We start from the raw sequence: 21580 nt of genomic DNA on the forward strand, positions 1-21580 counted from the left end.
ATGCAATCGATTGTTGTCATGCGCCTCAAGCTGTGAGAAAAGGTGCCGTCGGTGCCGCAAGACGCATCGGGGGAGAATGCCATGTCTGCTCATCGTCCGCAGCTTTCGCTGCCGCGTATCCTCGAGATGAACCTCGGTTTTCTGGGCCTCCAGTTCTCGTTCGGACTGCAGCAGGGCAACATGGGGCCGATCTATTCCTACCTTGGCGCGGATGAATCGCAGCTGCCGATGTTGCAACTGGCAGGGCCGATCACCGGTCTGCTGATCCAGCCGCTGATCGGGGCGATGAGTGACAAGACCGGCGGCAAGTGGGGGCGGCGCATGCCCTATTTCCTGTTCGGTGCCCTGCTGTGCTGCATTGGTCTGTTTGCCATGCCCTTGTCGTCCTCGCTGCTGATGGCAGTCTCGCTGCTGTGGATTCTCGATGCCGGCAACAATATCACCATGGAGCCTTACCGGGCCTATGTGTCTGACCGGCTGAACCCGGGCCAGAGGCAGGCGGGTTTCCTGACGCAGAGCGCCTTTACCGGCCTCGCCCAGTGCCTCGCTTTTGCCACGCCTGCCCTGCTGGTCGCACTCGGCATGAACCAGGACTGGGTCGACAGTCACAACATTCCCTACACCGTGCGAATCGTGTTCTGGGTGGGCGCGGTATTGTCGCTGGCCACGATCGTCTGGTCGGTCATGCGGGTTCCGGAACTTCCACTGACCTTTGCCGAGCGGGCGCATATCGATGCTCAGCCCAAGGGGATCGGCGCAACCTTTGCCGAAATTGGCAGTGCTATCCGCGATATGCCGATCGCGATGCGCAAGCTTGGTGTGATGAGCCTGTTCCAGTGGTTCGGTATGTCCGGGTACTGGACCTATGCGGTCTATTCGATCGGTCGCAGCGTCTACGCGACGGCGGAACCAAATTCCTCGGCCTTTCATACGGCGGTTCTCACCAATGGCATGGTCGCGGCCTTCTACAATTTCATCGCCTTCGCCTCGGCCTTCATGATGGTGCCGCTGGTTCGACGAGCCGGACCCGGGCCGCTTCATGCCGCCTGCCTTGCTGCCGGGGGCGCCGGGATGCTGATCCTGCCGCACGTGACCAGCGTCGGGCTGCTGTTCCTGCCGGCGATTGGCGTCGGGCTGGCCTGGGGCAGCATCATGGGCAACCCCTATGCGATCCTGACCAACTCGATCCCGCCCGCGCGGACAGGCGTCTACATGGGCATCTTCAACATGATGATCGTGATCCCGATGCTGGTCTTCGCGGTGGTGATGAGCCAGCTTGATCTTGGCTTCGTGAAGCTTGGCCTTGGCGCCTATGCTGGTCTGCTCGGCAACGATCCGCGCAACATGCTGAGCGTTTGCGGCGTCTGTCTGCTCCTTGCCGCACTGTCGGTGCTGTGGGTGCGCGAAGGCCGGGCGTCCGCGACCGCCCCTGAGCTTGCCTTGGCCTGATGACGGCCGAGCTCGCCTTCCTGCACAGCGACGAGGCCAGCCTCGTGCTCGAATGCAGTGCCGATGGCGCGCCCCTGTGGCGTCACCTTGGCGCGCGCGTCGATGCTGGGGAACTTGCGGCGCTGGCTGCAACGCGGACGGGGGCGTCGTTCTCGCTTGATGCCGACGTGCCGTTCTCCACGCTGCCGCCCGCCGGGCTTGGCTGGTTCGGGCAGCCCGCGCTTGTTGCACGGCAGAATGGTGCGGCGCTGGTGCCGGTGTTTGGCGAGATTTCGGTTGAGGCGGAGGGGATGGCCATCCGCATCACCGCGAAGGATGCCGCCAGCGGGCTGGAGGTCATCCAGCAGATCAGCCTCGCCCCCGGCGGCGCGTTTCTGTTCGATAGCCGCGTCAGCAATCGTGGGGCGGCGCCCGTGGCGATCGACTGGCTGGCGAGCGCACTGCTGCCGCTGCCCGCAAGTTCCGCGCAACTGATCTCATGGCGCGGGCGGCACAATGCCGAGCTCACCGAATACCGCGAGCCGATGCCGCAACACGGCTGGCTGCGCGAAGGTCGCCGGGGCATCCCGGGGCACGGCGGACCGCCGGGTGTCGTCGTGCTGGATCAGGGCGCGGTGCGGTTCACTGGCCTTGTCCATTCGCTGCAGCTGGCCTGGTCAGGTGACAGCCGCGTGGCCATCGAGCGCGACGACGAAGGCATGTGGGTGCTCTGCGCCGGAGCGGTGCCGGCGGCAGGTGAAATCGTCCTGCAACGCGGCGAAAGCTGGTCTGCGCCGCAAGCGATTCTCGCGATCTCGACCGGCGGCACGAATGGCGCGATGGCGCAGCAGCACGCCGCCATGCGCCAGCGGATCGGCTGGCCGGGAGGCGCCATGCGCCCGCGCCCGGTCCACGCCAATTCGTGGGAGGCCTGTTATTTCGATCACGACGAGGAGCGCGTCATCGCCCTTGCCGAGGCCTGCGCCGCCGTCGGCATCGAGCGCTTCGTGCTCGACGATGGCTGGTTCAAAGGTCGCAATGACGACCGCGCCGGTCTGGGGGACTGGACGACCGATCCGGTCAAGTACCCACACGGCCTGAAGCCGCTCGCGGACCGCATCATCGGCATGGGCATGGAATTCGGCCTCTGGGTCGAGCCCGAGATGATCAACGCCGACAGCGACCTCTACCGCGCCCATCCCGACTGGACGCTGGCGCTGCCGGGCCGTGATCGTCCGACCGCGCGCAACCAACTGGTGCTCGACATGCACCGCGGTGACGTGCGCGATTACCTGTTCGGCGCGCTCGATGCGGTGCTGCGCGATCTGCCGGTGTCCTATCTCAAGTGGGACCACAATCGCGATCTGGCCCCTGCCGGCGGCGCGGCGCAGGTGCTGGGAAGTTACGAGCTTTTCGCCCGCCTGCGCGCTGCCCACCCCTCGGTCGAGATCGAGAGCTGCGCCGGCGGCGGCGGGCGCAGCGATGCGGGGATCCTTGCATTCACGCACCGCTTCTGGGCGAGCGACAACCTCGATGCGGTCAGCCGCACTGCGATCCAGCGCGGGTTCCTGAACTTCCTGCCGTCCGAGGTGATGGGATCACACATCGGCGCCAGTCCCGCCCATGCCACGGGCCGCAGCCAGAGCCTCGGCTTCCGGGCCGCGATTGCCATGCCGGGGCACTTTGGCATCGAACTCGATCCGCGGCGGCTGGATAGCGATGAGACGGCGCAGCTGGCTGACTGGATCGCGTTCCACAAGCAATGGCGCGGCTTGCTGCATGAGGGGCGCGTCTGGCTGGGCGAGGGCGCGGACGGACTCGTCTGGCAGGCGCAGGGCAGCGAGCGTGAATTCCTGCTTTTCGCCATCCGCACAGCCCCTGCGCTCGATCGCCGTCCGCAGCCGCTCAAGCTGCCGTTCCTGGCCCATGCTGCGCGCTGCGAATTGGAACTGCTGCGCATCGCCAGCGGCCGCCAGCAGCACGCCAGCCCCTTGCCGGAGCTGTGGCAGAAAGGCGCCTCCTTCTCCGGATCCTGGCTCGCCCATGCCGGCCTGCCGATGCCGCCGCTCGGGGCCGAGACGGTCGCGATATTCCACGCAAAGGTTCAGGCATGACCCTCGCCGATCTTCCGCACCGCAGGCAGAACCTGCTGACCGGCGAATGGCTGCTGGTCTCGCCCCACCGCGCCAAGCGGCCGTGGCAAGGCGATGCCTCGCCGCCCGATGCCGCGCGCTCCGCCGCGCATGATCCGGCTTGCCACCTGTGCCCCGGCAACACGCGCGCCACGGGCGAGGCGAACCCGGCCTATGACGGCACCTTCGTCTTCACCAACGACTTCGCGGCCCTGCTGGGCAAGGGCGGGGTGGCAGAGGCCGCGCATCCCGTGTTTCGTTCCGCGCCTGCAACCGGCGAGGCGCGGGTAATCTGCTTCGCCCCCGATCACGGGGCTACGCTCGCGCGGCTGCCAATCGAAGGCATCGCCCGCGTCGTCGATTGCTGGTGCGATCTGTCCGCCGAGCTTGGCGCGCGGTGGGCCCATGTGCAGCTTTTCGAGAACAAGGGCGCGATGATGGGCGCGTCGAGCCCGCACCCGCACGGCCAGGTCTGGGCGAGCGATTTCGTTCCCGAACTGCCCGCCAAGGAAGACCTGCGCCAGCGCGAATGGCTGGCCGCCCATGGCACGAGCTTGCTGAGCACGGTGATCGAGGCCGAGATCGCCAGCGGTGACCGGGTGGTCGAGGTCAATGAGCACTGGCTCGCCGTGGTGCCGTGGTGGGCGGCCTGGCCGTTCGAGACGCTGCTGGTGGCACGCGGACCTGCGGCGCGGCTGGAGGACCTTGGCGCCGATGCCCGCCGCGCGCTGGCCGAGATCCTCTCGCGCCTGCTGCGCCGCTATGACGCACTGTTTTCCTGCGATTTCCCCTATTCGATGGGCTGGCACGGCGCGCCGCACGCGCTGGGCGAGGACACTGCGCACTGGCGGCTGCACGCCCACTTCAACCCGCCGCTGCTCCGCTCGGCCAGTGTGCGCAAGCACATGGTCGGTTTCGAACTGCTCGCCGAAACCCAGCGCGACATCACGCCCGAAAGCGCCGCCGAACGGCTGCGCGCCGCAGGAGGCCCCCTGTGAGCCTGCTCCGGCGCACCCGCGAAGGATATGCCCGCGCCTATGGCGTGGAGCCCGATGGGGTGGTCTTCGTTCCCGGCCGGGTGAACCTGATGGGCGAACATGTCGATTACAACGAAGGGCTTGTCCTGCCGATGCCGATTTCGGCGGGGACGGCGGTGGCCTGGGGGCCGGGTGACGGCCATTTGCTCGAGGCCGTGGCGCTGGATCTGGACGAAGCGCGCGACAGTTTTGATCCGGGCAAGGTGGCGCCGCACCAGCCGGTCGACTGGCGCTCATACCTGCGCGGGACCACGGCGGCTCTGGCTGAAAGCGGGCTGGCCAGAGGCGGCGTGCGGCTGGCCATTGCTGGGTCAATCGCGCGCGGCTCTGGCCTCTCCTCATCGGCCTCGGTCTGTGTCGCTATCGGGCGGGCACTGGCGGCTGCGGCCGGTGCCGAGACGAGTGTCGAGACTTTGGCGCGGGCGGCCCAGTCGGCCGAGCATGATTGGGCAGGCGTGCGCTGCGGCATCATGGACCAGATGGCGGTTGCCGCCGGGGAAGCTGGCTCTGCGCTGCTGCTGGACTGCGCCGATCTGGCCCACCGCAATGTGCCGATGCCAGGGGAATGGGCGGTCATGATCGTGCAATCCGGTGTGCGGCGCGGGCTGGTGGACGGACACTACAATCGCCGCCGCGAGGACTGCGAAGCGGCTGCAAGGGCGCTGCGATTGCCTTCCCTGCGTCTGGCCACTGTCGAGGATTTGCAGAGCGACAGATTCGATCCCGTCACCGCCCGCCGCGCGCGCCATGTCGTCGATGAAATTGACCGGGTGCGCCAGGCGGTGACCGCCATCGAGCGGTGCGACATCGTGGCTTTCGGCGAATTGATGCGCGCCAGCCACGCGTCCTTGCGCGACCAGTTCGAAGTGAGCGAGGCCAATGTCGATCGGCTGGTCGACCTGCTCAACGAGACTATCGGTAATCACGGCGGAGCCCGCATGACGGGTGGCGGATTTGGCGGCGCGGTGGTTGCCGTGCTGCCTTTGTCCCAGACCGCTCGCGTGCGCGCCCGGATCGCAGCAGACTATGCGCCGCCCAGCGGTGCGCCCCTGGAAATCATGGTTGAACAGACTGGCCGCGTGCTGGCCGGAGAGTGCGAATGAACATGCCTGAAGTGAACCTTGCCGCCCAGCCCGCAGCCGTGTCCGCATGGCGGCCGCAAAGTTATGCCCCAGCCGAGCGAGCCCCCGAACTGGCGCTGGTCACTGCCGCCGATGCCACGCCGATCCTGCCGGGCATCGACCTGTGGGACAACTGGCCGCTCGCCCATGAAGACGGGCGCACCGTGGAGCATGAAGGCCGCCAATACTGGTTCATGCTCAGCGCCCCGCACTTTGCCGATCCCGGCCTGCGCCACGATGCCGCGCGCATCCGGTTGTTGTCAACGGGCGCTGATGGCTGGCGCGATCATGGCAACGTGTTGCCCGACAATGCCGGTCCGGGATCGCGTGAATGGGCCGGTTCTGCCGTGCTGCACGATGATGGCCGAACGGTTACCCTGTTCTTCACCGCCGCTGGCCGATTGGGCGAAGCCCATTCGTTCGAGCAGCGCCTGTTTGCCGTGCGCGGCGAACTCGGCAGCGATGGTCCCGGCAATTGGGGCATACCCGCAGAGATCGTCAAAGCCGACGGCAGACGCTATGTCATTGCCCGCGAGACCGATGGCAAGCCCGGCCTGATCAAGGCTTTCCGTGATCCGGCCTGGCTACGCGATCCCGCCACGGGCAAGTGCCACGTACTGATTACCGGCAGCGCCGCATGGTCGGACGATGAGTACAATGGCCTAGTCGGCATCGCGACCTTGGCTGACGATGGCAGCTGGACACTCGGCGATCCGCTGATCGAGGCGGTCGGCGTCAACAACGAGCTTGAACGGCCTCACGTGATCGTGCGCGATGGGCTCTATTACCTGTTCTGGTCGACCCAGAGCCGCACCTTTGCGCCGGGCTGGCCGGCTGGTCCGAACGGGCTTTACGGTGCGGTGGCGGCTCGGCTGGAGGGGCCGTGGACGCCGGTCAACGGATCGGGCCTTGTTGCGGCCAACCCGGCGCAGGAACCCACCCAGTGTTACAGCTGGTGGACCACGGGCGAGGGCGAGGTGTGGAGCTTTATCGATCACTGGGGCCTGCAGGGTCGCAGCCTGAATGATCATCCCCATCTTTTGCGCGGCCAGTTCGGCGGCACACCCGCGCCCACCTTCCGCCTGCACTTCGCGGGCGATCAGGTCACCATCGCTGATTGAGACGGATCCATGCGCCCCCGCTATCACTATGCGCCGGCCAGCAACTGGCTGAGCGATCCGAACGGCCTCGTCCATCATGATGGCGAATGGCACCTGTTCTACCAGTACAACCCGCAAGGCGAAGACTGGGGTCACATGAGCTGGGGCCACGCGGTCAGCCGCGACCTTGCCCACTGGGAAGAACTTCCCGTGGCCCTGCGCGATGATGCGCGGCACATGATCTTTTCGGGCAGCGCGGTGATCGATGTGGCGAATACCGCCGGCTTTGGCGCCAATGCGATGGTGGCGCTTTACACCGGTGCGATGACCGGCGAACCGCCGCGGCAGGTGCAATGCATCGCCGCCAGTACCGATGCGGGGCGCACTTTTGCTGCCTATCCCGGCAATCCCGTGCTTGACCTTGGCCTTGCCGATTTCCGCGATCCCAACGTGTTCTGGCACGATGCCAGCCAGCGCTGGATCATGGTCGTTGCGCTATCGGCGGATAACAGCGCGCTGATCTATGGCTCGGCAAACCTGAAGGATTGGGACCGCCTCTCCGCCATTTCCGGTGCCGGCGCGCCCGGCGAGGTCTGGGAATGCCCGCTGCTGATCGAACTGCCGGTAGCAGGCGGCGGCACGCGCTGGCTGTTCAAGGTTGACGTGTTGCAGGGCGGCCCGGGGTCAGGCGCAATCTACCTGACGGGCAGCTTCGATGGTGAGAGCTTCCAACCCGATGGCGAGGGCTGGAAGGTCGCCGACTGGGGCGCGGATTTCTATGCCGCCATCGCCTGGCACGAACCGCGCGATGCGCAAGGCAGGCCGCTGTGGATCGGCTGGATGGGCAACCATGCCTATCAGGGCCGCCTGCCCGCCAAGGGCTGGCGCGGGGCGATGAGCCTGCCGCGTCGCATTGGACTGCGCAAGACAGCTGCGGGGCATGTCCTGTGCCAGGAAGTTGTCGCTGAGGCCGCGGCGGACTTGCCGGAGCTGCGCGAATATTCGGGCGCGGTGCCGATCGCCTCACATGCCCGGATGGAGGGTGAGGACTGGCGCATCGTGCTCGAAGACGGGAACGGGCGTGCGATCGATCTGATGCGTCAGGGCGGCGTGCTGCGCGCCCGGCGCATGGATGAAAGCAACCCGTTCCTCGATGCGATTCGCGACGTTCCACTTGCCAGCCATGCACCGGTCGAGCTGTGGCTCGATGCCGGATCGATCGAGGTAATGGCCGATGATGGCGCTGTCTCGCTCACCCTGCAGCACTGCTTCAGCGGAGAGACAATCGACTGCCGCGTCGAGGTCTGAGCATCCGTTCAGGCGGTATCGCGCAGGATCAGCTGCGGTGCCATCTCCACCGAACCGGTTTCCTCGCCGGCGATCCGCTCGAACAGCAAGCGGACCATTTCCTTGGCCCCTTCGGCGATGTTCTGGCTGATCGTTGTCAGGCGCGGCACCGTCTGTTCGGCCAGCGGCAGGTCATCGAAGCCGGTCACCGAGATGTCGCCCGGCACCGATATGGCCAGATCGGCAAGCGCCCGCACGGCATACATGGCGATCAGGTCGGACCCGCAGGCAATCCCGTCAATCCCGGCGCGGATGCTATCGATATGCCCGGCGATCTCTTCAGCCATCGTGTCCGAGGCGAGATGGACGTGGAACTGCTGCGGCGCGGGCAGGCCGGCGGCCTTGGCGGCATCGCAGAGGCCCAGATAGCGGTCGCGCAGTTCGGGCACGTCAGTCTCGCCTAGAAAGGCAAGGCGCTTGCGGCCAGAGCGGATCAGGCATTCGCCCGCCAGCCTGCCACCCGCCCGGTTGTCCACCCCGACGGTGCAGTGGCGCTGTCCGGGGTGGAGGCTGCCCCAGACGACCATCGGCTTGTAATAGTCCGCCACGCGTTCCAGCGCCTCGATCTGGTTCGACTGGCCGATCACCAGCACGCCATCGAGCATGCCCGATTCGACGATCCGCTCCAGCCAGTCATCGGCATTGGGGATGACGCGGCTGAGCATGATGTCATAGCCGCTTTCGGTCAGCGCATCGGCAAGGTGGCCAAGGATCGCCATGAAGAAGGGGTCGGACAAGTGCTGGCGCTGTTCATGGCCCAGTGGCACGACCACGCCGATGACTTTCGTTTCCTGCACACGCAGCCGCCGCGCCATCTGGTTGGGACGAAAACCGTGTTCGCGGGCGATCGACTGGATGCGCTCGCGGGTTTCCTTGTTGACCAGCGACTTGCCGGCAAGCGCGCGCGAAACGGTGCCAGCCGAAACACCTGCGATCTTCGCCAGTTCAGCAATATTGCGGATCTTTGCAGGTGGATTGGACGCTTCAGCCATGCCCCTTGGAATACCCTTCGTCGCCCGAAAATCTGCGACGCTTTGATTCGTCGCCAATTGAGAACATGTCAACTGTGCAGCACCCGGAACGCTGCCATCGCCGAGACTGGCAGATAGGGGCTGTATTCGGCCTGTCCCGGTCGGTGATGGAAGCTCGGGCGGCCTATCAGGCAACATTACGCAATCGATTGCGATTATATATTGCAATCGATTGTTGTTTGTGCGAATCCAAACTTGACTTGCTGCATGCAAGCGAATCGAAAATTGGGGAGAGGTTATGAACAAGTCCGTCTTGAAGAGCTGCGTGTCGCTCGCGTCGCTCGTGATTATGAGCGCATCCATGCCAGCCATGGCTCAGGATGCTGCCGATGCGGGTGCTGACGGCGAAGCCACCGGCCTTGACGTGATCGTCGTTACCGCATCGGGCAAGGACAAGACCCAGCTCAACAGCTCGGTGTCGGTCACCAGCGTCAGCGCCGATTTGATCGCCGCGGCCAAGCCCAGCTCGGAAGCCGAAATCTTCCGCATGATCCCTGGCATCCAGGTTGCTGGCACCGCCGGCCCTGCCGGTAACTCAAACATCGCGGTTCGCGGCCTTCCGGTTGCCACCGGCGGTTCGCCGTTCGTGCAGATCCAGGAAGACGGCCTGCCGACCGTATTGTTCGGTGACATCCAGTTCGGCAACAACGATTACTGGACCCACTTCGATGCATCGGTCGCCAATGTCGAAGCCGTTCGCGGCGGCTCCTCGTCCACCTTTGCTTCGCAGGCTCCCGGCGCGGTGATCAACTACATCAGCCACACGGGCAACCGCGAAGGCGGATATATCCAGCTCAACAAGGGCATCAACTACGACGAAAACAAGATCGATTTCCGCTATGGCAGCAGCCTTGGCAACGGCCTGACCTTCCACGTCGGCGGCTATTTCAAGAGCGGCCGCGGCCCGCTGCATTCGGGCTGGAACGTCAGCGATTCCTATCAGGTGAAGGCCAACATCACCAAGGAACTCGACGACGGAAAGGGCTACATCCGCTTCCTGTTCAAAGTCGCCGATACGCAGGAACCGAACTACACCGGCGGCCCGGCTTTTGCGACAATCGCCGGCGGCAAGGTCAGCAATATCCGCCCCTTCACCAACTATGATGCGCGCCGGCAGTCGAACATCTCGATCTACAACCAGAACATGCGCGTGATCGGCTATGACGGGTCCAATTCAATCCAGCCGCTTGATGGCATCACGACCAATTCCAAGTCGATCCAGAACCAGTTCCACTATGAATTCGATGGCGGGATCAAGATCGACAACAACATGCGCTGGACCGACATGAGCGGTGCCTTCGCCACGGCGTTCCTCAACCTTGGCAAAAGGTCGGACGTGATCGGCACGGTCGTCAACGGTGGCACAGTTGCTTCGCTGCGTTACACCAGCGGGCCCAAGGCCGGTCAGACCTACACCGATACTTACGTCAACAATAACGCCAACTTCCGCACCAATATCCGCGACATCGGCAGCTTCACCAACGATCTGGCCCTGTCGGGCAAGTGGGATGCGGGTGCCGGCCGGGTAACAGCGCGCGCAGGTTGGTTCTTCATGAACCAGAAGATCGCGATGGACTGGCACGTCAACAAGGCCTTTGCCGAGATCAATGGCGATAATCCGTCGAACCTTGATCTGTTCACGGCTGCGGGCGCGAAGCTGACGCAAGATGGCATCGCCGGTTACAACAACAACTGGGGCGATTGCTGCGCCCGCACCTATGACCTGGCCTATGCCAACAACGCCGGTTACCTGAACCTCGATTTCGACACGGATGACTTTGCCATCGATGGCAGCGTCCGCTTTGAGAACGTCAAGGCGAGCGGCACCACCCAGCAGGGCGGCGCGGAATTTAACACGGTTGTCGGCGGCGTTCCGATCGGCACCATGCTGGCCAACGGCAAGAAGGAAGTGCTGGATTACTCGCGCAATTACGTCTCGTGGTCGGTCGGTGGCCTGTACAAGGTCAGCTCCAACACCAGCCTGTTCGTGCGGGCATCCAAGGGTGGGCGCTTCAATGGTGACCGCCAGACCGTTGGCGGCAAGATCGCCAGTGACGGTTCGCTGTGCACCGGTGCGATGGCCAAGGCGGGAACGCTCGGCTGCTCGGCGGACGGCGTCACGCCTTCGGTCGATTTCGTCAACCAGTACGAACTCGGCATCAAGACTCGCGGCGATCTGGCCGGCGGCCGGTTCACCGGTGAACTGACGCTGCTGAAGGGCAACTTCAAGCAGAGCACTTTCGAACTCTCGGCAACGAAGTGCCCCGGCGGCGCGGGAGGCTGCGTGATCGATGCCAAGTACAAGTCCTATGGTGCGGAACTGTTCGCGACATACCAGAACGGCGGCTTCTCGATGGTTGCCAACGCAACCTACTCGAAGGCCACGCGCGCCGGGGCCGGTTCGACCGTGTTCAGCCGTTCGCCCAACCTGCCTGACCTCAGCTATACGTTGTCGGCCAACTACGACTTCGGTGATATGGCCACCTTCGGCATCAACACCACCGGCCAGACGAGCGTTCTGGGTGATGACGGCAACGTCTATCCTGGCAGTGCCACGATCGGTGCTGTCTTGCAGGTGCGTCCGGTCAAGAACCTCGAACTTGGGGTCCAGGCCTATAACCTGTTCAACAAGTACGATCTTCGCGGTGCGGGCAACAAGGTCGATACCGGCCTGATCGCCGGCGGTGCAGCTTTGGGCCGGACGTTCACCGCTTCGGTTCGCTACAGCTTCTAAGGAAAACTCCGCCTTGGCCATCCACCCAGAAGGGCAAGGACACTCGCGGGCCGGAAGGAAACTTCCGGCCCGCCTTTATTCAGGCTATCCAACGCGGTGAGAGGGACGGGATGACGATGAACGCCAGCCAGGATCGCAGCATTCGCGAAGTGCTCATTGTCGGGGGCGGCTCGGCCGGGTGGATGACCGCCGCCGCGCTGGCTCAGGCCTTGCGTCAGGATTGCCGGATCACCGTGATCGAATCCGAGGAGATCGGCACCGTCGGCGTGGGTGAGGCGACGATCCCGCCGATCCGCACATTCAATGAATCGCTGGGCATCAGCGAGGCTGATTTCGTTCGCGAAACCAAGGCCTCGTTCAAGCTTGGCATCGAATTCGTCAATTGGGGCAAGCAGGACCACCGCTATTTCCACCCGTTCGGCGGGCATGGCCGCAATTTCGACTATGTCCCGCTGCACCAGTACTGGCTGAAGGCCAGGGCCGAGGGTGAATCAGCCCCGATCGACGATTGGTCGATGGCCTGGCAGATCGCCCGCCTCGGCAAATTCGCCCGGCCCACGCAGGACCCGCGATCGGTCCTGTCGACCTTTGAATATGCCTATCACTTCGATGCCGGGCTCTATGCGCAGTATCTGCGCTGCTATGCCGAGGACAAGGGTGTGGTGCGGATCGAAGGCAAGATCGGCGATGTCACGCTTAATGCCGAGACCGGCTTCGTCGAGAGCGTGACGATGGCAGACGGTCGCATCGTTTCGGCCGACCTGTTCATCGATTGCTCGGGATTTCGCGGTCTGCTGATCGAAGGCGCGCTGAAGACCGGCTATGAGGACTGGTCGCACTGGCTGCCGTGTGATCGCGCCGTGGCCATGCCATGCGAAAACGCCGGAGAGCCGACACCCTACACCCGCTCCACCGCGCACGAGGCGGGCTGGCAGTGGCGCATCCCGCTGCAGCACCGCACGGGCAACGGCTATGTCTATTGCAGCAGTTTCCTTGATGATGACAAGGCCGCAAATCTGCTTGCCAGCCGGCTCGATGGCAAGGCGCTGGGCGATCCGCGCCCGCTGCGCTTCACCACCGGGCGGCGCAAGCAGCACTGGAACAGGAACGTTGTCGCGGTCGGCCTGTCGAGCGGCTTTCTTGAGCCGCTGGAATCAACGTCGATCCACCTGATTCAGGCGAACATTTCCAAGCTGATCGCGCTGTTTCCCGACAAGGATTTCGATCCGGCGACGATCGCCGAATTCAACCGCATCGCCATTACCGAGACCGAGCGGATCCGCGATTTCATCATCCTTCACTACAAGCTGACGCAGCGCGACGATGCCGAACTGTGGCGCTATTGCGCGGCGATGGAAGTGCCCGAAACGCTGCAGCTGAAGATCGACCATTTCCGCCGTTATGGCCGGCTGGTGGCGCGCGAGATGGACCTCTTCGCCCCGGCGAGCTGGCTGGCGGTGCATATCGGCCAGCTCAACTATCCCGAACGGCTTGAACCCCTGATCGCCTATCGCGGCGTCGATGCGCGGGACTGGCTGGCGAAAGTGCGCGGCGCGATGGAGCGCGAGGCGCAAGCCATGCCGGGGCACGCGCAGTTCATCCGCAGCCTGATCGGCTGAGCGGCCCGGTGGCGCAGATGCCTGACGAGGTGCGCGGGCTGCTCATGCAGGTGCAGGCACTTCGCCAGGCGCAGCGTCTTGCCGATGCGGATGCGCTGCTGGGGCAGGGGCGGATGCGCTTTCCGGCGGACCCGGTGCTGGCCTTCCTTCACGCGCAGACCCGCTATGAACTTGGCCACCCCGCCGCCGCGCTGTTTGGCGAGGCGGCGCGTCTCGATCCGGCAAACCTTGAAGCCATGCGCAACCGGGCGCTGGCGCTGATCTCCGAAGGTGCGGCGGTCCAGGCGCGCGAAGTGCTGGAGGCCGAACTGGCCGCGCGGCCCGATTGGCTCGATGGGCATAAGGTGCTTGCCACGCTGAAGTGGACGCACGGCGAAGGCAGCCATTTTGCCGATCATTATGCGCCTGCCTGCCGCGCCCTGCCGGAGCGGCTGGAGCTGTGGCTCGCCTGGTTCCGCATGGCGGCACAGGCGCGCGACTGGCAGGTGGCGGCAGCGGTGCTGGGCGAAGCCGAGAGGCACCACGCCGGATCGCCGGCGCTGCTGGCCTGCCGGCTGTTCGTCGCGGTGGAATCGCACGACGATGCCGCCGTACCGGCGCTGCTTGCCGCTACGGCGCATTTGCGCGGTGACGTCACCAGCCTGTGCCGTATCCGCCATGCCCTGCGCAGAGGTGAGCCCCGTGCGGCCGAGGCTGAGGCGTTGGCGCTGGTCGGCGGACCCTCAGCGCCGCTCTATTGGCCCTACCTGTCGCTGGCATGGCGGCTGCTGGGCGACGAGCGCTGGCTGTGGCTCGACCGGCCGGACGATCTGATCGCGGAGCTGGACAGCGGCATCGCGGCAGGTGAACGGGAGGAACTGGCAGCGCTGCTCCGCACGCTTCACACCACCCGCGCGCCCTATATCGAACAATCGGTGCGCGGCGGCACCCAGACCGATCGTTCGGTCCTGCTGCGCCACGAAGTGCCGCTGCAGCGCCTCAAGGCACGGATGCTGGAACTGGTGTCAACCTATGTCGCCGCCCTGCCGCCGATGGATGCCGCCCATCCGCTGCTCTGTGCGCCGCGCGGCGGGCCATACCTGATCGAAGGCAGCTGGTCGGTTCGGCTGGAGCGGCAGGGCTACAACGTGCCGCACAGCCATGCGATGGGCTGGCTGAGCACGGCCTTTTATGTCTCGCTGCCTGAACAGATGGGGGCGGAGCCGGCGGGCCATATCGCCTTCGGCGCGCCGCCTCCGGAACTGGGCCTGCCGCTGTCCGCCTATCGCACGATCCGGCCCGAACCGGGGCGGCTGGCGGTCTTTCCGTCGACCACGTGGCACGGCACTGTGCCGTTCGACGATGGCGAGCGGCTGGTTGTCGCTTTCGATATCCGCCGCCCGCAGGCCTAGCCGAGCGCGCGTTTGCCCAGCAGCACCGCACCTGTGATCCCCGCCTCATCGCCAAGGCCCGGGGCGACGATGTAGCGCTCCAGCCCCGGATCGAGCTGCGGTGCCTGCACATAGCCGCCCAGCCGGCGCTCGGTCGCCAGCCGCAGCGCTTCGATCAGTCCCGGCGTTTTCATCACACCGCCGCCGAACACCAGCCGGTCAGGCATGTGCAGCAGCACGAGATTCGCGGCCAACTGGGCAAGGTATCCGGCGATCAACTCCACTTGCTCAGCCGGGCTGGCCAGCTTGGACAGGCTGGCACCCCAGCGCTCTTCGATGGCGGGGCCGCTCGCCAGACCTTCAAGGCAATCTCCGTGGAACGGGCAACGTCCGGGAAAGGGATCAAGCGCCGGAACGCGGGCGACGGCGATATGGCCAGCCTCGAAGTGCGAGAACCCGGCGAGCGAATGCCCGTCCTGCAGCACGCCAGTGCCGATGCCGGTGCCGACGGTGGTATAAGCCAGCGTCCGGGTGCCCTGCCCCGCGCCTTGCGCCCATTCGCCCAGAGCCGCGCCGTTGACGTCGGTATCGACGACGATCGGTGCGCCGAATTCTCCCAAGGCATCGTGGAACCGTGCGCCGGCCCAGCCGGGCTTGGGCGTGGTGGTGAAGCGGCCATAGTCGCCTGAGTCCGGGTCAATGTCGATCGGGCCAAAACTCGCTACGCCGAAGGCTGAGATCGCCCCGTGGGCCTGCGCGGCATTGTGAAAAAAGGCCGCCATTTCGGGGAAGCACTCGTCCGGAGTGCGGGTGGCGATGCGTGTTTCGGCGATCACTTCGCCGTTCTCGCGCGCTACGGCGAGCACGAACTTTGTCCCGCCAGCCTCAATAGCTCCGATCAGACGTCCCGTCATTTCCGCTCCAGCCATAGCCGGTCCTCATAGCCGATATTCACGCCGCGTCCCATCAGATGCGGCCGACATAGGCGGAGAGCACCGGCCACGCGCCGCTACCGGGTAACGCGCTGCCCAGTGCAGTGATTTCCTCGCATCCGGCCGGCAGCAGGAACTGCCCGGTTTCGTGGCCAAGATTGAACAGGCACAGCAGTGTTTCATCGCCAAACCGGCGGGTGAAGACGAGCAGGTTTTCGTCGGCGTTGATCAGGGTGAAGTCGCCCGTTCGCAGGGCGGCGGATTCGCGGCGCAGGGCTATGGCCCGCCGGGCGAATTGCAGCACCGAATTGCCGTCGGCCTCCTGCGCGGCGACCGACTGGGCGAGGTGGCGCGGATCGAACGGCAGCCACGGCTCGGCTGTGCCGAACCCGGCCTGCGGCTCTGCACCGTGCCAGACCATCGGCGTGCGTGCGCCATCGCGGCACTTGGTTTCCGGCCAGTTGCGGATCGCCTCCGGATCGAGCAGCCTTTCGAACGGCACCTCGGCGTGGTGCAGACCCAGCTCTTCGCCATAATAGACGAAGGGATTGCCTCGCAGGCAGAGCAGGAGCAGCAACATCAGCTTGGCATAGGCCGCTGGCTCGCGCCCCTGCGCGCAGCGGCTGACGATTCGCACGGCATCGTGGTTGGAAAAGGCCAGGCTCGGCCAGGTGCCTTCGGGCCAGCGCGCCATGACTTTGGCGACATAGGCCGGGGTGATTTGCGGCCCGTCGAGGAAATCGAAATTGTAAGCGGTGTTAAGCCGCGCATTTCCGGCGGTCACCAGCTGCATCTCCCCCGTAGCATCGGCGCCGCCGATTTCCGCTACAGTGAAGCGCGCGTCATAGAGGTCAGTCAGCGCGCGCAGCCGTTCGACAAAGGGCACCAGCTCGGGCTGCGACATGTTGTTGATCAGCTGCTGGAAATCATGCGGGCGCGTGGGATCAGGATTGGCGCGCGGCGGATTGTCAGCCAGCGAAGCGTTATGAAACCCGAAGTTAAGCGCATCGAGCCGGAAGCCGTCCACACCCATATCGAGCCAGAACTTCGCGACATCGAGCAGGGCCTGCTGCACCGCTTCATTGTGCAGGTTGAGCTGCGGCTGCTCGGGCAGGAAATTGTGCATGTAATATTGCTTGCGGCGCGCGTCCCAGGTCCAGGCCGGGCCGTAGAACACCGATTGCCAGTTGCTGGGCGGTGAGCCGTCTGGCTTGGCATCGGCCCAGACGAACCAGTCGGCATAGGGATTGTCGCGGCTCATGCGGCTTTCGGCAAACCACGGATGGGCGTCGGACGTGTGGGCATAGACCTGATCGATGATCACCTTGAGTCCCAGGGCATGGGCGCGGTCGAGCAGGGCACGAAAGTCATCCAAGGTGCCGAACACCGGATCGACATCGCAGTAATCGGACACGTCATAGCCGTAATCGGCCATCGGCGAGGTGAAGAACGGCGATAGCCAGATGCCATCCACGCCCAGCGAGGCGACATGGTCCAGCTTCGCGGTAATGCCGGGAAGATCGCCCACGCCATCACCGTTGCTGTCAGCGAAAGAGCGCGGATAGATCTGATAGATCGTCGCGCCGCGCCACCATTCCTCCTTCACGTCCACCTCATGTCCCATGGCCACCTCCTGATCACCGCCAAGCTGAAGTGCCCTGTCATAGGCACAGAAATTTGCTTTATGCAATCGATTGTATTAGGATTGGACGGCGAGGGGAGAGGTCAATGGAAAAGCCGCGCAAGTCGCTTGGTGGACTGGTCAACATGCAGATCATGGGGCTGGGCGTTGCCAGTTCGTTTGCGCTGCAGGAATCGAACACAGCCCGCATTTTCCAGACCATGGGGGTGGAGCTTGCCAGCTTGCCGATCCTGATGCTCGCGGGGCCGGTCACCGGCCTGATCATGCAGCCGATCATCGGCCACTATTCCGACCGCACATGGTGCCGGCTGGGGCGGCGGCGGCCCTATTTCCTTGGCGGCGCGATCGTTGCCACGCTGGCCATGCTCGTCCTGCCCAATGCCGGATCGCTGTGGCTAGCTGTGGCCATGCTCTGGGTTCTCGATTTCGCGCTAAACGCCGTGATGGAGCCGGGCCGCGCCTTTACCAGCGAAATGACACCAACCAGCCAGCGCACCTTTGCTTTCGGGCTTGGCATGCTGATCGGCGGCGGCGGACAAGTGGTCGGCCACATGGCGCCCTGGGTGCTCGAACAGCTCAACGTGTCCAATATCGCCCCGGCTGGCGTGATCCCAGATACGGTACGCCTGTCCTATTACATCGGCGCGCTGTTCACGATCCTCGGTGTCGGCTGGACGGTATTCATGGTCCGCGAATACAGCCCGGCCGAACTGGCATCGTTCGGCGATCAGGAACAAGCCGAGGCGCGCCCGCACGAGGCCCTGGTCCGCCCGCGCGGCGGGACACGAGTGGTGGCAGCCGGACTGGCGCTGACCGCGCTGATCCTCGTCTTTGCGCGAGACCAGTATTCGCTTTACGTGCTGGGCCTGGGGGCGGTGCTGATCGGCCTGGCACAGATTGCCAATGCCTGCGGCTCGCGCGATAATTTCATCGCCCACGTGTTCAGCGATCTGGCGCAGATGCCGCCGGTGATGAAGCAGCTGGCCGTGGTCCACTTCTTCACCTGGATCGCGCTGTTCATCCGCTGGCCGTTTACCACGCCGGTGATCACGCAGTACGTGTTCCATTCGACCGACCCGACCTCCGCCGCCTATAACGAGGGCGCGAACTGGGTCGACCTGCTCAACACGACTTACAGCGTGGTTTCGGCGCTGGCGGCGGTGCTGGTCTTTCCATGGCTCGCCCGGCGCTTCGGCAATGTCCGGACGCACACCGCGTTCCTGTGGCTCGGGGTGGCCTGCTATGTCTCGATCCTGTTCATCCGCGACAAGTATCTGCTGTTCGTTCCCTATGTCGGCTTCGGGCTGGTCTGGACCTCGCTGAACCTGCTGCCCTTCGTAATCCTGACCCGGGTGCTGCCGGCCAACAAGCTCGGCATTTACCTGGGGATCTTCAACTTCTTCATCGTCATCCCGCAGATTATCGTGTCGACCACGATGGGGCCGATCCTGCGCACCTTCTTTCCCGGCGATCCGATCTGGACCTTCCTGATCGGCGCCGTCGCCACAGCTTTCGCAGCCCTTGCGATGATGAGGGTGAAGGCGGATCCGCCCAGCTAGGCCGCGTCGGCCCCAGCGCACTTGACACAGGTCCGGGAAATCCGGCCAATGGGCAAGCCAGTTCGCCGTCCAACCAATACCCTGTTACGCGCTTGGCTTGCGCCCGGTCGGACTCCATTCAACTTGAGGTTCTTATGAATATCCCCGCCGCTGCTGTTTTCGAAGCGAAAAGGCCGCTCGACATCGCAGATCTGGACTTCTCGATCCGCTCGGTCGAGGTGGCCTGATGGAACAGGTCTTCACATGGCGCAGTCACGGCGGCACGCAGGGCGTCTACAGCCACCAATCGAAGACCACTGGCACCCCGATGACCTTTTCGGTCTTCGTGCCTGACCACGCCCCGGGCACAAAATTGCCTGTGCTCTTCTTCCTTTCCGGACTGACCTGCACACACGCAAACGTTACGGAAAAGGGCGAATTTCGCGCCGCCTGCGCCAAGCACGGCATCATCTTCGTCGCGCCCGATACCAGCCCCCGCGGAGACGATGTCCCCGATGCCGAAGGCTATGATTTCGGGAAAGGCGCAGGCTTCTATGTCGACGCGACCGAGGCCCCTTGGGCGGCCAACTTCCGCATGCGCAGCTATATCGAACAGGAATTGCCGGAACTGTTGGCAGAGCAATTCCCCGTCGATCTGGACCGCCAGGGCATCACCGGCCATTCGATGGGCGGCCACGGAGCCCTGACCATTGCCTTGCGCAATCCTGACCGGTTCCGCTCGGTCAGCGCCTTTGCCCCGATCGTCAGCCCTCTGAATTGTCCTTGGGGTGAAAAGGCGTTGGCCGGCTATCTTGGCCCGGACAGGGCCACATGGCGAGAATACGATGCCTGCGCCCTGATCGAAAAGGGCGCCCGCCTTCCCGACTTGCTGGTCGATCAGGGCGAAGGCGACTCCTTCCTGGCAGAGCAGCTCAAGACCCACCTTCTCGCTGATGCCTGCGCAAAAGCAGGACAGCCGGCGACAATTCGCCTGCATCCGGGATACGACCACTCCTATTACTTCATTTCGACTTTCATGGCCGAGCATGTTGCCTGGCATGCCCGGCGATTGGCGCTATCGCACGTTCAAACCCAGCTCGCTTAGAAGTTGCCCGGCCTGATCGCGGGAAATCGTCGCCCCGCGAAACAGGTTGGCGTCGACCAGCTGAAACCCGCCGAGATCGGCGCCGCGCAGATCGGCCCCGTCAAACCGCGAACCATCGACAATCGCACCGCGCAAGCTGCACTCGATCCAGGTGCTATGCCTGAAATCGCATTTGCGCAGATTGGCGTCAGAGAAATCCACCCTTTGCATGGTCGCCTTGAGGAACGAATGGCCGGACAGATTTGCGTTGATCAGAAGGGTCTCGTCAAATGTGATGTCCAGTCCCTTCACGTCGCAGAGATTGGCCCCGGTCAACTTGCACTGCGTGAACTTCGCCGCCTCCAGAGCCGCCCGCGCGAAAGATGCATTGTTGAAGTCACTGGACGTGAAGGTTGCGTCAGACAGTTCGCAGTCGTTGAAGGTGGCAAATGCGCCCCGGCACGATTGCCATGTCGTGCCTTCAAGATCGGCCCGGTGAAGGTCCGCCCGGCGCAGATTGCATCGCTCGAACGTCCAGCCGGACAGATCGAGCCGCGACAGATCGGCTTCCTCCAGATCGCAGTCGACCAGCGATCTGGGTGATCCGGACAAGCGCGCGAGGTCGCCGCGCGTGAGCGTTTCGGCACATATCGAATGATCAGAAGCGGGTCGGTCCATAACCGTCCCTAGCGCGCATCCAAGGCTATTTGAAATCTAAAGCATAACTCTCGATCATGCTTATGGGCGGCGGCCGTGCGCGGTCAGCAGGGCGCGTAAATGTTCTACCAGCGATTGGGCGCAGGCGAGAGTGTTCGATTGCGGCGGCAGATCAGCGCGACCTCGCTCTCGATATCGGGAAAATCGTCCACCTCGAGCGGTGCCAGCCGGCCTGCGGCAATATCCTCGGCAAGGACGCTCGGGGCCGCCAGTCCATATCTTCAACCGCCTAGCCGCCGAGCAATCTTCAATGCCTGGCTTTTTGAATTGGGGTCTGACGGCACATTGATCACGGCGAAACTGGCATCATCGATGAAGACATTCAGGCTGTTCACCTTGGCGACCCAGAACGCAGCCTTGCCGGTGCCAGTGACGGTTTCGACTGTGCCCCCGAAGGCCTTGATGGTTTGGTCGAGCGTGTTTCGCGTGCCGGCAATGGCGGCGTCATTATTGTCCGCAATCGGTGACCAGCGCAGCATTACCGACGCGCGGCTGCCATTTTCGAGGATGTAGGTGCATTCCGACGTCGCCGATTCCGCGTCACTTGCCTGGTGCACGAATGCGACGCTGGTGTCCGCAACACGCGTGCCTAGCAAGGTGCTCATGGCGGCCTTGTCGATGACCGCGCAAGCATTGGTCGCATCCCATCGCTTAGCTGGACCGGTTGCCGCAGCATCGGTGGCACCGGCGGTGTTGCCTGGTGAAGATGAACTGCAACCGCCCAGCAGCAAGGCGGCGAACACTATAT

Annotated in this window: 16 protein-coding genes; 11 read left to right on the forward strand and 5 right to left on the reverse strand. The window is 64.3% G+C overall.

The window, feature by feature from the left end:
* Window positions 1-81 precede the first annotated feature (81 nt).
* Genes RMO89_RS14855 through RMO89_RS14880 form a run of 6 tightly spaced genes read left to right on the forward strand, consistent with a single transcriptional unit; the run spans window position 82 to window position 8126 of the window.
* Complete coding sequence (locus tag RMO89_RS14855) at window positions 82-1449, forward strand: MFS transporter (RefSeq protein WP_310534062.1); 1368 nt, start codon at window positions 82-84, stop codon at window positions 1447-1449.
* Complete coding sequence (locus RMO89_RS14860) at window positions 1449-3542, forward strand: alpha-galactosidase (protein WP_310534063.1); 2094 nt, start codon at window positions 1449-1451, stop codon at window positions 3540-3542. The genes RMO89_RS14855 and RMO89_RS14860 overlap by 1 nt, the downstream gene beginning before the upstream one ends.
* Window positions 3539-4558, forward strand: a complete 1020-nt coding sequence (locus tag RMO89_RS14865; protein ID WP_310534065.1) for a UDP-glucose--hexose-1-phosphate uridylyltransferase — start codon at window positions 3539-3541, stop codon at window positions 4556-4558. Before RMO89_RS14860 ends, RMO89_RS14865 begins: the two co-directional genes overlap by 4 nt.
* On the forward strand, window positions 4555-5700 hold the full coding sequence (gene galK, locus RMO89_RS14870) for a galactokinase (protein WP_310534066.1): 1146 nt from the start codon (window positions 4555-4557) through the stop codon (window positions 5698-5700). Before RMO89_RS14865 ends, galK begins: the two co-directional genes overlap by 4 nt.
* Entirely contained in the window at window positions 5697-6839 is a 1143-nt protein-coding gene (locus tag RMO89_RS14875; RefSeq protein WP_310534067.1) for a glycoside hydrolase family 68 protein, read from the forward strand. The genes galK and RMO89_RS14875 overlap by 4 nt, the downstream gene beginning before the upstream one ends.
* A gap of 9 nt (window positions 6840-6848) precedes the next feature.
* Complete coding sequence (locus tag RMO89_RS14880) at window positions 6849-8126, forward strand: glycoside hydrolase family 32 protein (protein ID WP_310534068.1); 1278 nt, start codon at window positions 6849-6851, stop codon at window positions 8124-8126.
* A gap of 8 nt (window positions 8127-8134) precedes the next feature.
* On the opposite strand, the gene RMO89_RS14885 is transcribed toward RMO89_RS14880, so the two are convergent.
* Window positions 8135-9157, reverse strand: coding sequence for a LacI family DNA-binding transcriptional regulator (locus RMO89_RS14885; RefSeq protein ID WP_310534070.1), 1023 nt, complete (start codon window positions 9155-9157; stop codon window positions 8135-8137).
* Between the two features lie 328 nt (window positions 9158-9485).
* On the opposite strand from RMO89_RS14885, the gene RMO89_RS14890 reads away from it, so the two are divergent.
* From RMO89_RS14890 to RMO89_RS14900, 3 genes are all read left to right on the forward strand, one after another.
* Complete coding sequence (locus tag RMO89_RS14890) at window positions 9486-11930, forward strand: TonB-dependent receptor domain-containing protein (RefSeq protein ID WP_310534071.1); 2445 nt, start codon at window positions 9486-9488, stop codon at window positions 11928-11930.
* A gap of 116 nt (window positions 11931-12046) precedes the next feature.
* Window positions 12047-13549 carry a tryptophan 7-halogenase gene (locus tag RMO89_RS14895; RefSeq protein ID WP_310534073.1) on the forward strand — a complete coding sequence of 501 codons (1503 nt, stop codon included), beginning with the start codon at window positions 12047-12049 and terminating at the stop codon, window positions 13547-13549.
* A gap of 17 nt (window positions 13550-13566) precedes the next feature.
* Window positions 13567-14940, forward strand: a complete 1374-nt coding sequence (locus tag RMO89_RS14900; protein WP_310534142.1) for a putative 2OG-Fe(II) oxygenase — start codon at window positions 13567-13569, stop codon at window positions 14938-14940.
* Here RMO89_RS14900 and RMO89_RS14905 read toward each other — a convergent pair.
* Complete coding sequence (locus tag RMO89_RS14905) at window positions 14937-15833, reverse strand: ROK family protein (protein ID WP_310534075.1); 897 nt, start codon at window positions 15831-15833, stop codon at window positions 14937-14939. The two genes, RMO89_RS14900 and RMO89_RS14905, sit on opposite strands and share 4 nt — an antisense overlap.
* Window positions 15834-15885: 52 nt before the next feature.
* Window positions 15886-17475: an alpha glucosidase gene (locus tag RMO89_RS14910; protein ID WP_310534077.1), complete on the reverse strand. Its 1590-nt coding sequence runs from the start codon at window positions 17473-17475 to the stop codon at window positions 15886-15888.
* A 104-nt stretch (window positions 17476-17579) separates the two neighbouring features.
* Between RMO89_RS14910 and RMO89_RS14915 the strand changes: the two genes are divergently transcribed.
* Window positions 17580-19052 (forward strand): MFS transporter, encoded by a 1473-nt coding sequence (locus tag RMO89_RS14915; protein ID WP_310534078.1) that lies wholly within the window; start codon window positions 17580-17582, stop codon window positions 19050-19052.
* Between the two features lie 226 nt (window positions 19053-19278).
* The gene (gene fghA, locus RMO89_RS14920; protein ID WP_310534080.1) at window positions 19279-20136 is read left to right on the forward strand and encodes an S-formylglutathione hydrolase; all 858 of its coding nucleotides are present in this window, start codon (window positions 19279-19281) and stop codon (window positions 20134-20136) included.
* Here fghA and RMO89_RS14925 read toward each other — a convergent pair.
* Entirely contained in the window at window positions 20107-20793 is a 687-nt protein-coding gene (locus RMO89_RS14925; protein WP_310534081.1) for a pentapeptide repeat-containing protein, read from the reverse strand. The genes fghA and RMO89_RS14925 overlap by 30 nt on opposite strands.
* A gap of 260 nt (window positions 20794-21053) precedes the next feature.
* Complete coding sequence (locus RMO89_RS14930) at window positions 21054-21575, reverse strand: hypothetical protein (RefSeq protein WP_310534082.1); 522 nt, start codon at window positions 21573-21575, stop codon at window positions 21054-21056.
* Window positions 21576-21580 lie beyond the last annotated feature (5 nt).

The organism is Novosphingobium sp. (assembly GCF_031424035.1).
Lineage (GTDB): Bacteria > Pseudomonadota > Alphaproteobacteria > Sphingomonadales > Sphingomonadaceae > Novosphingobium.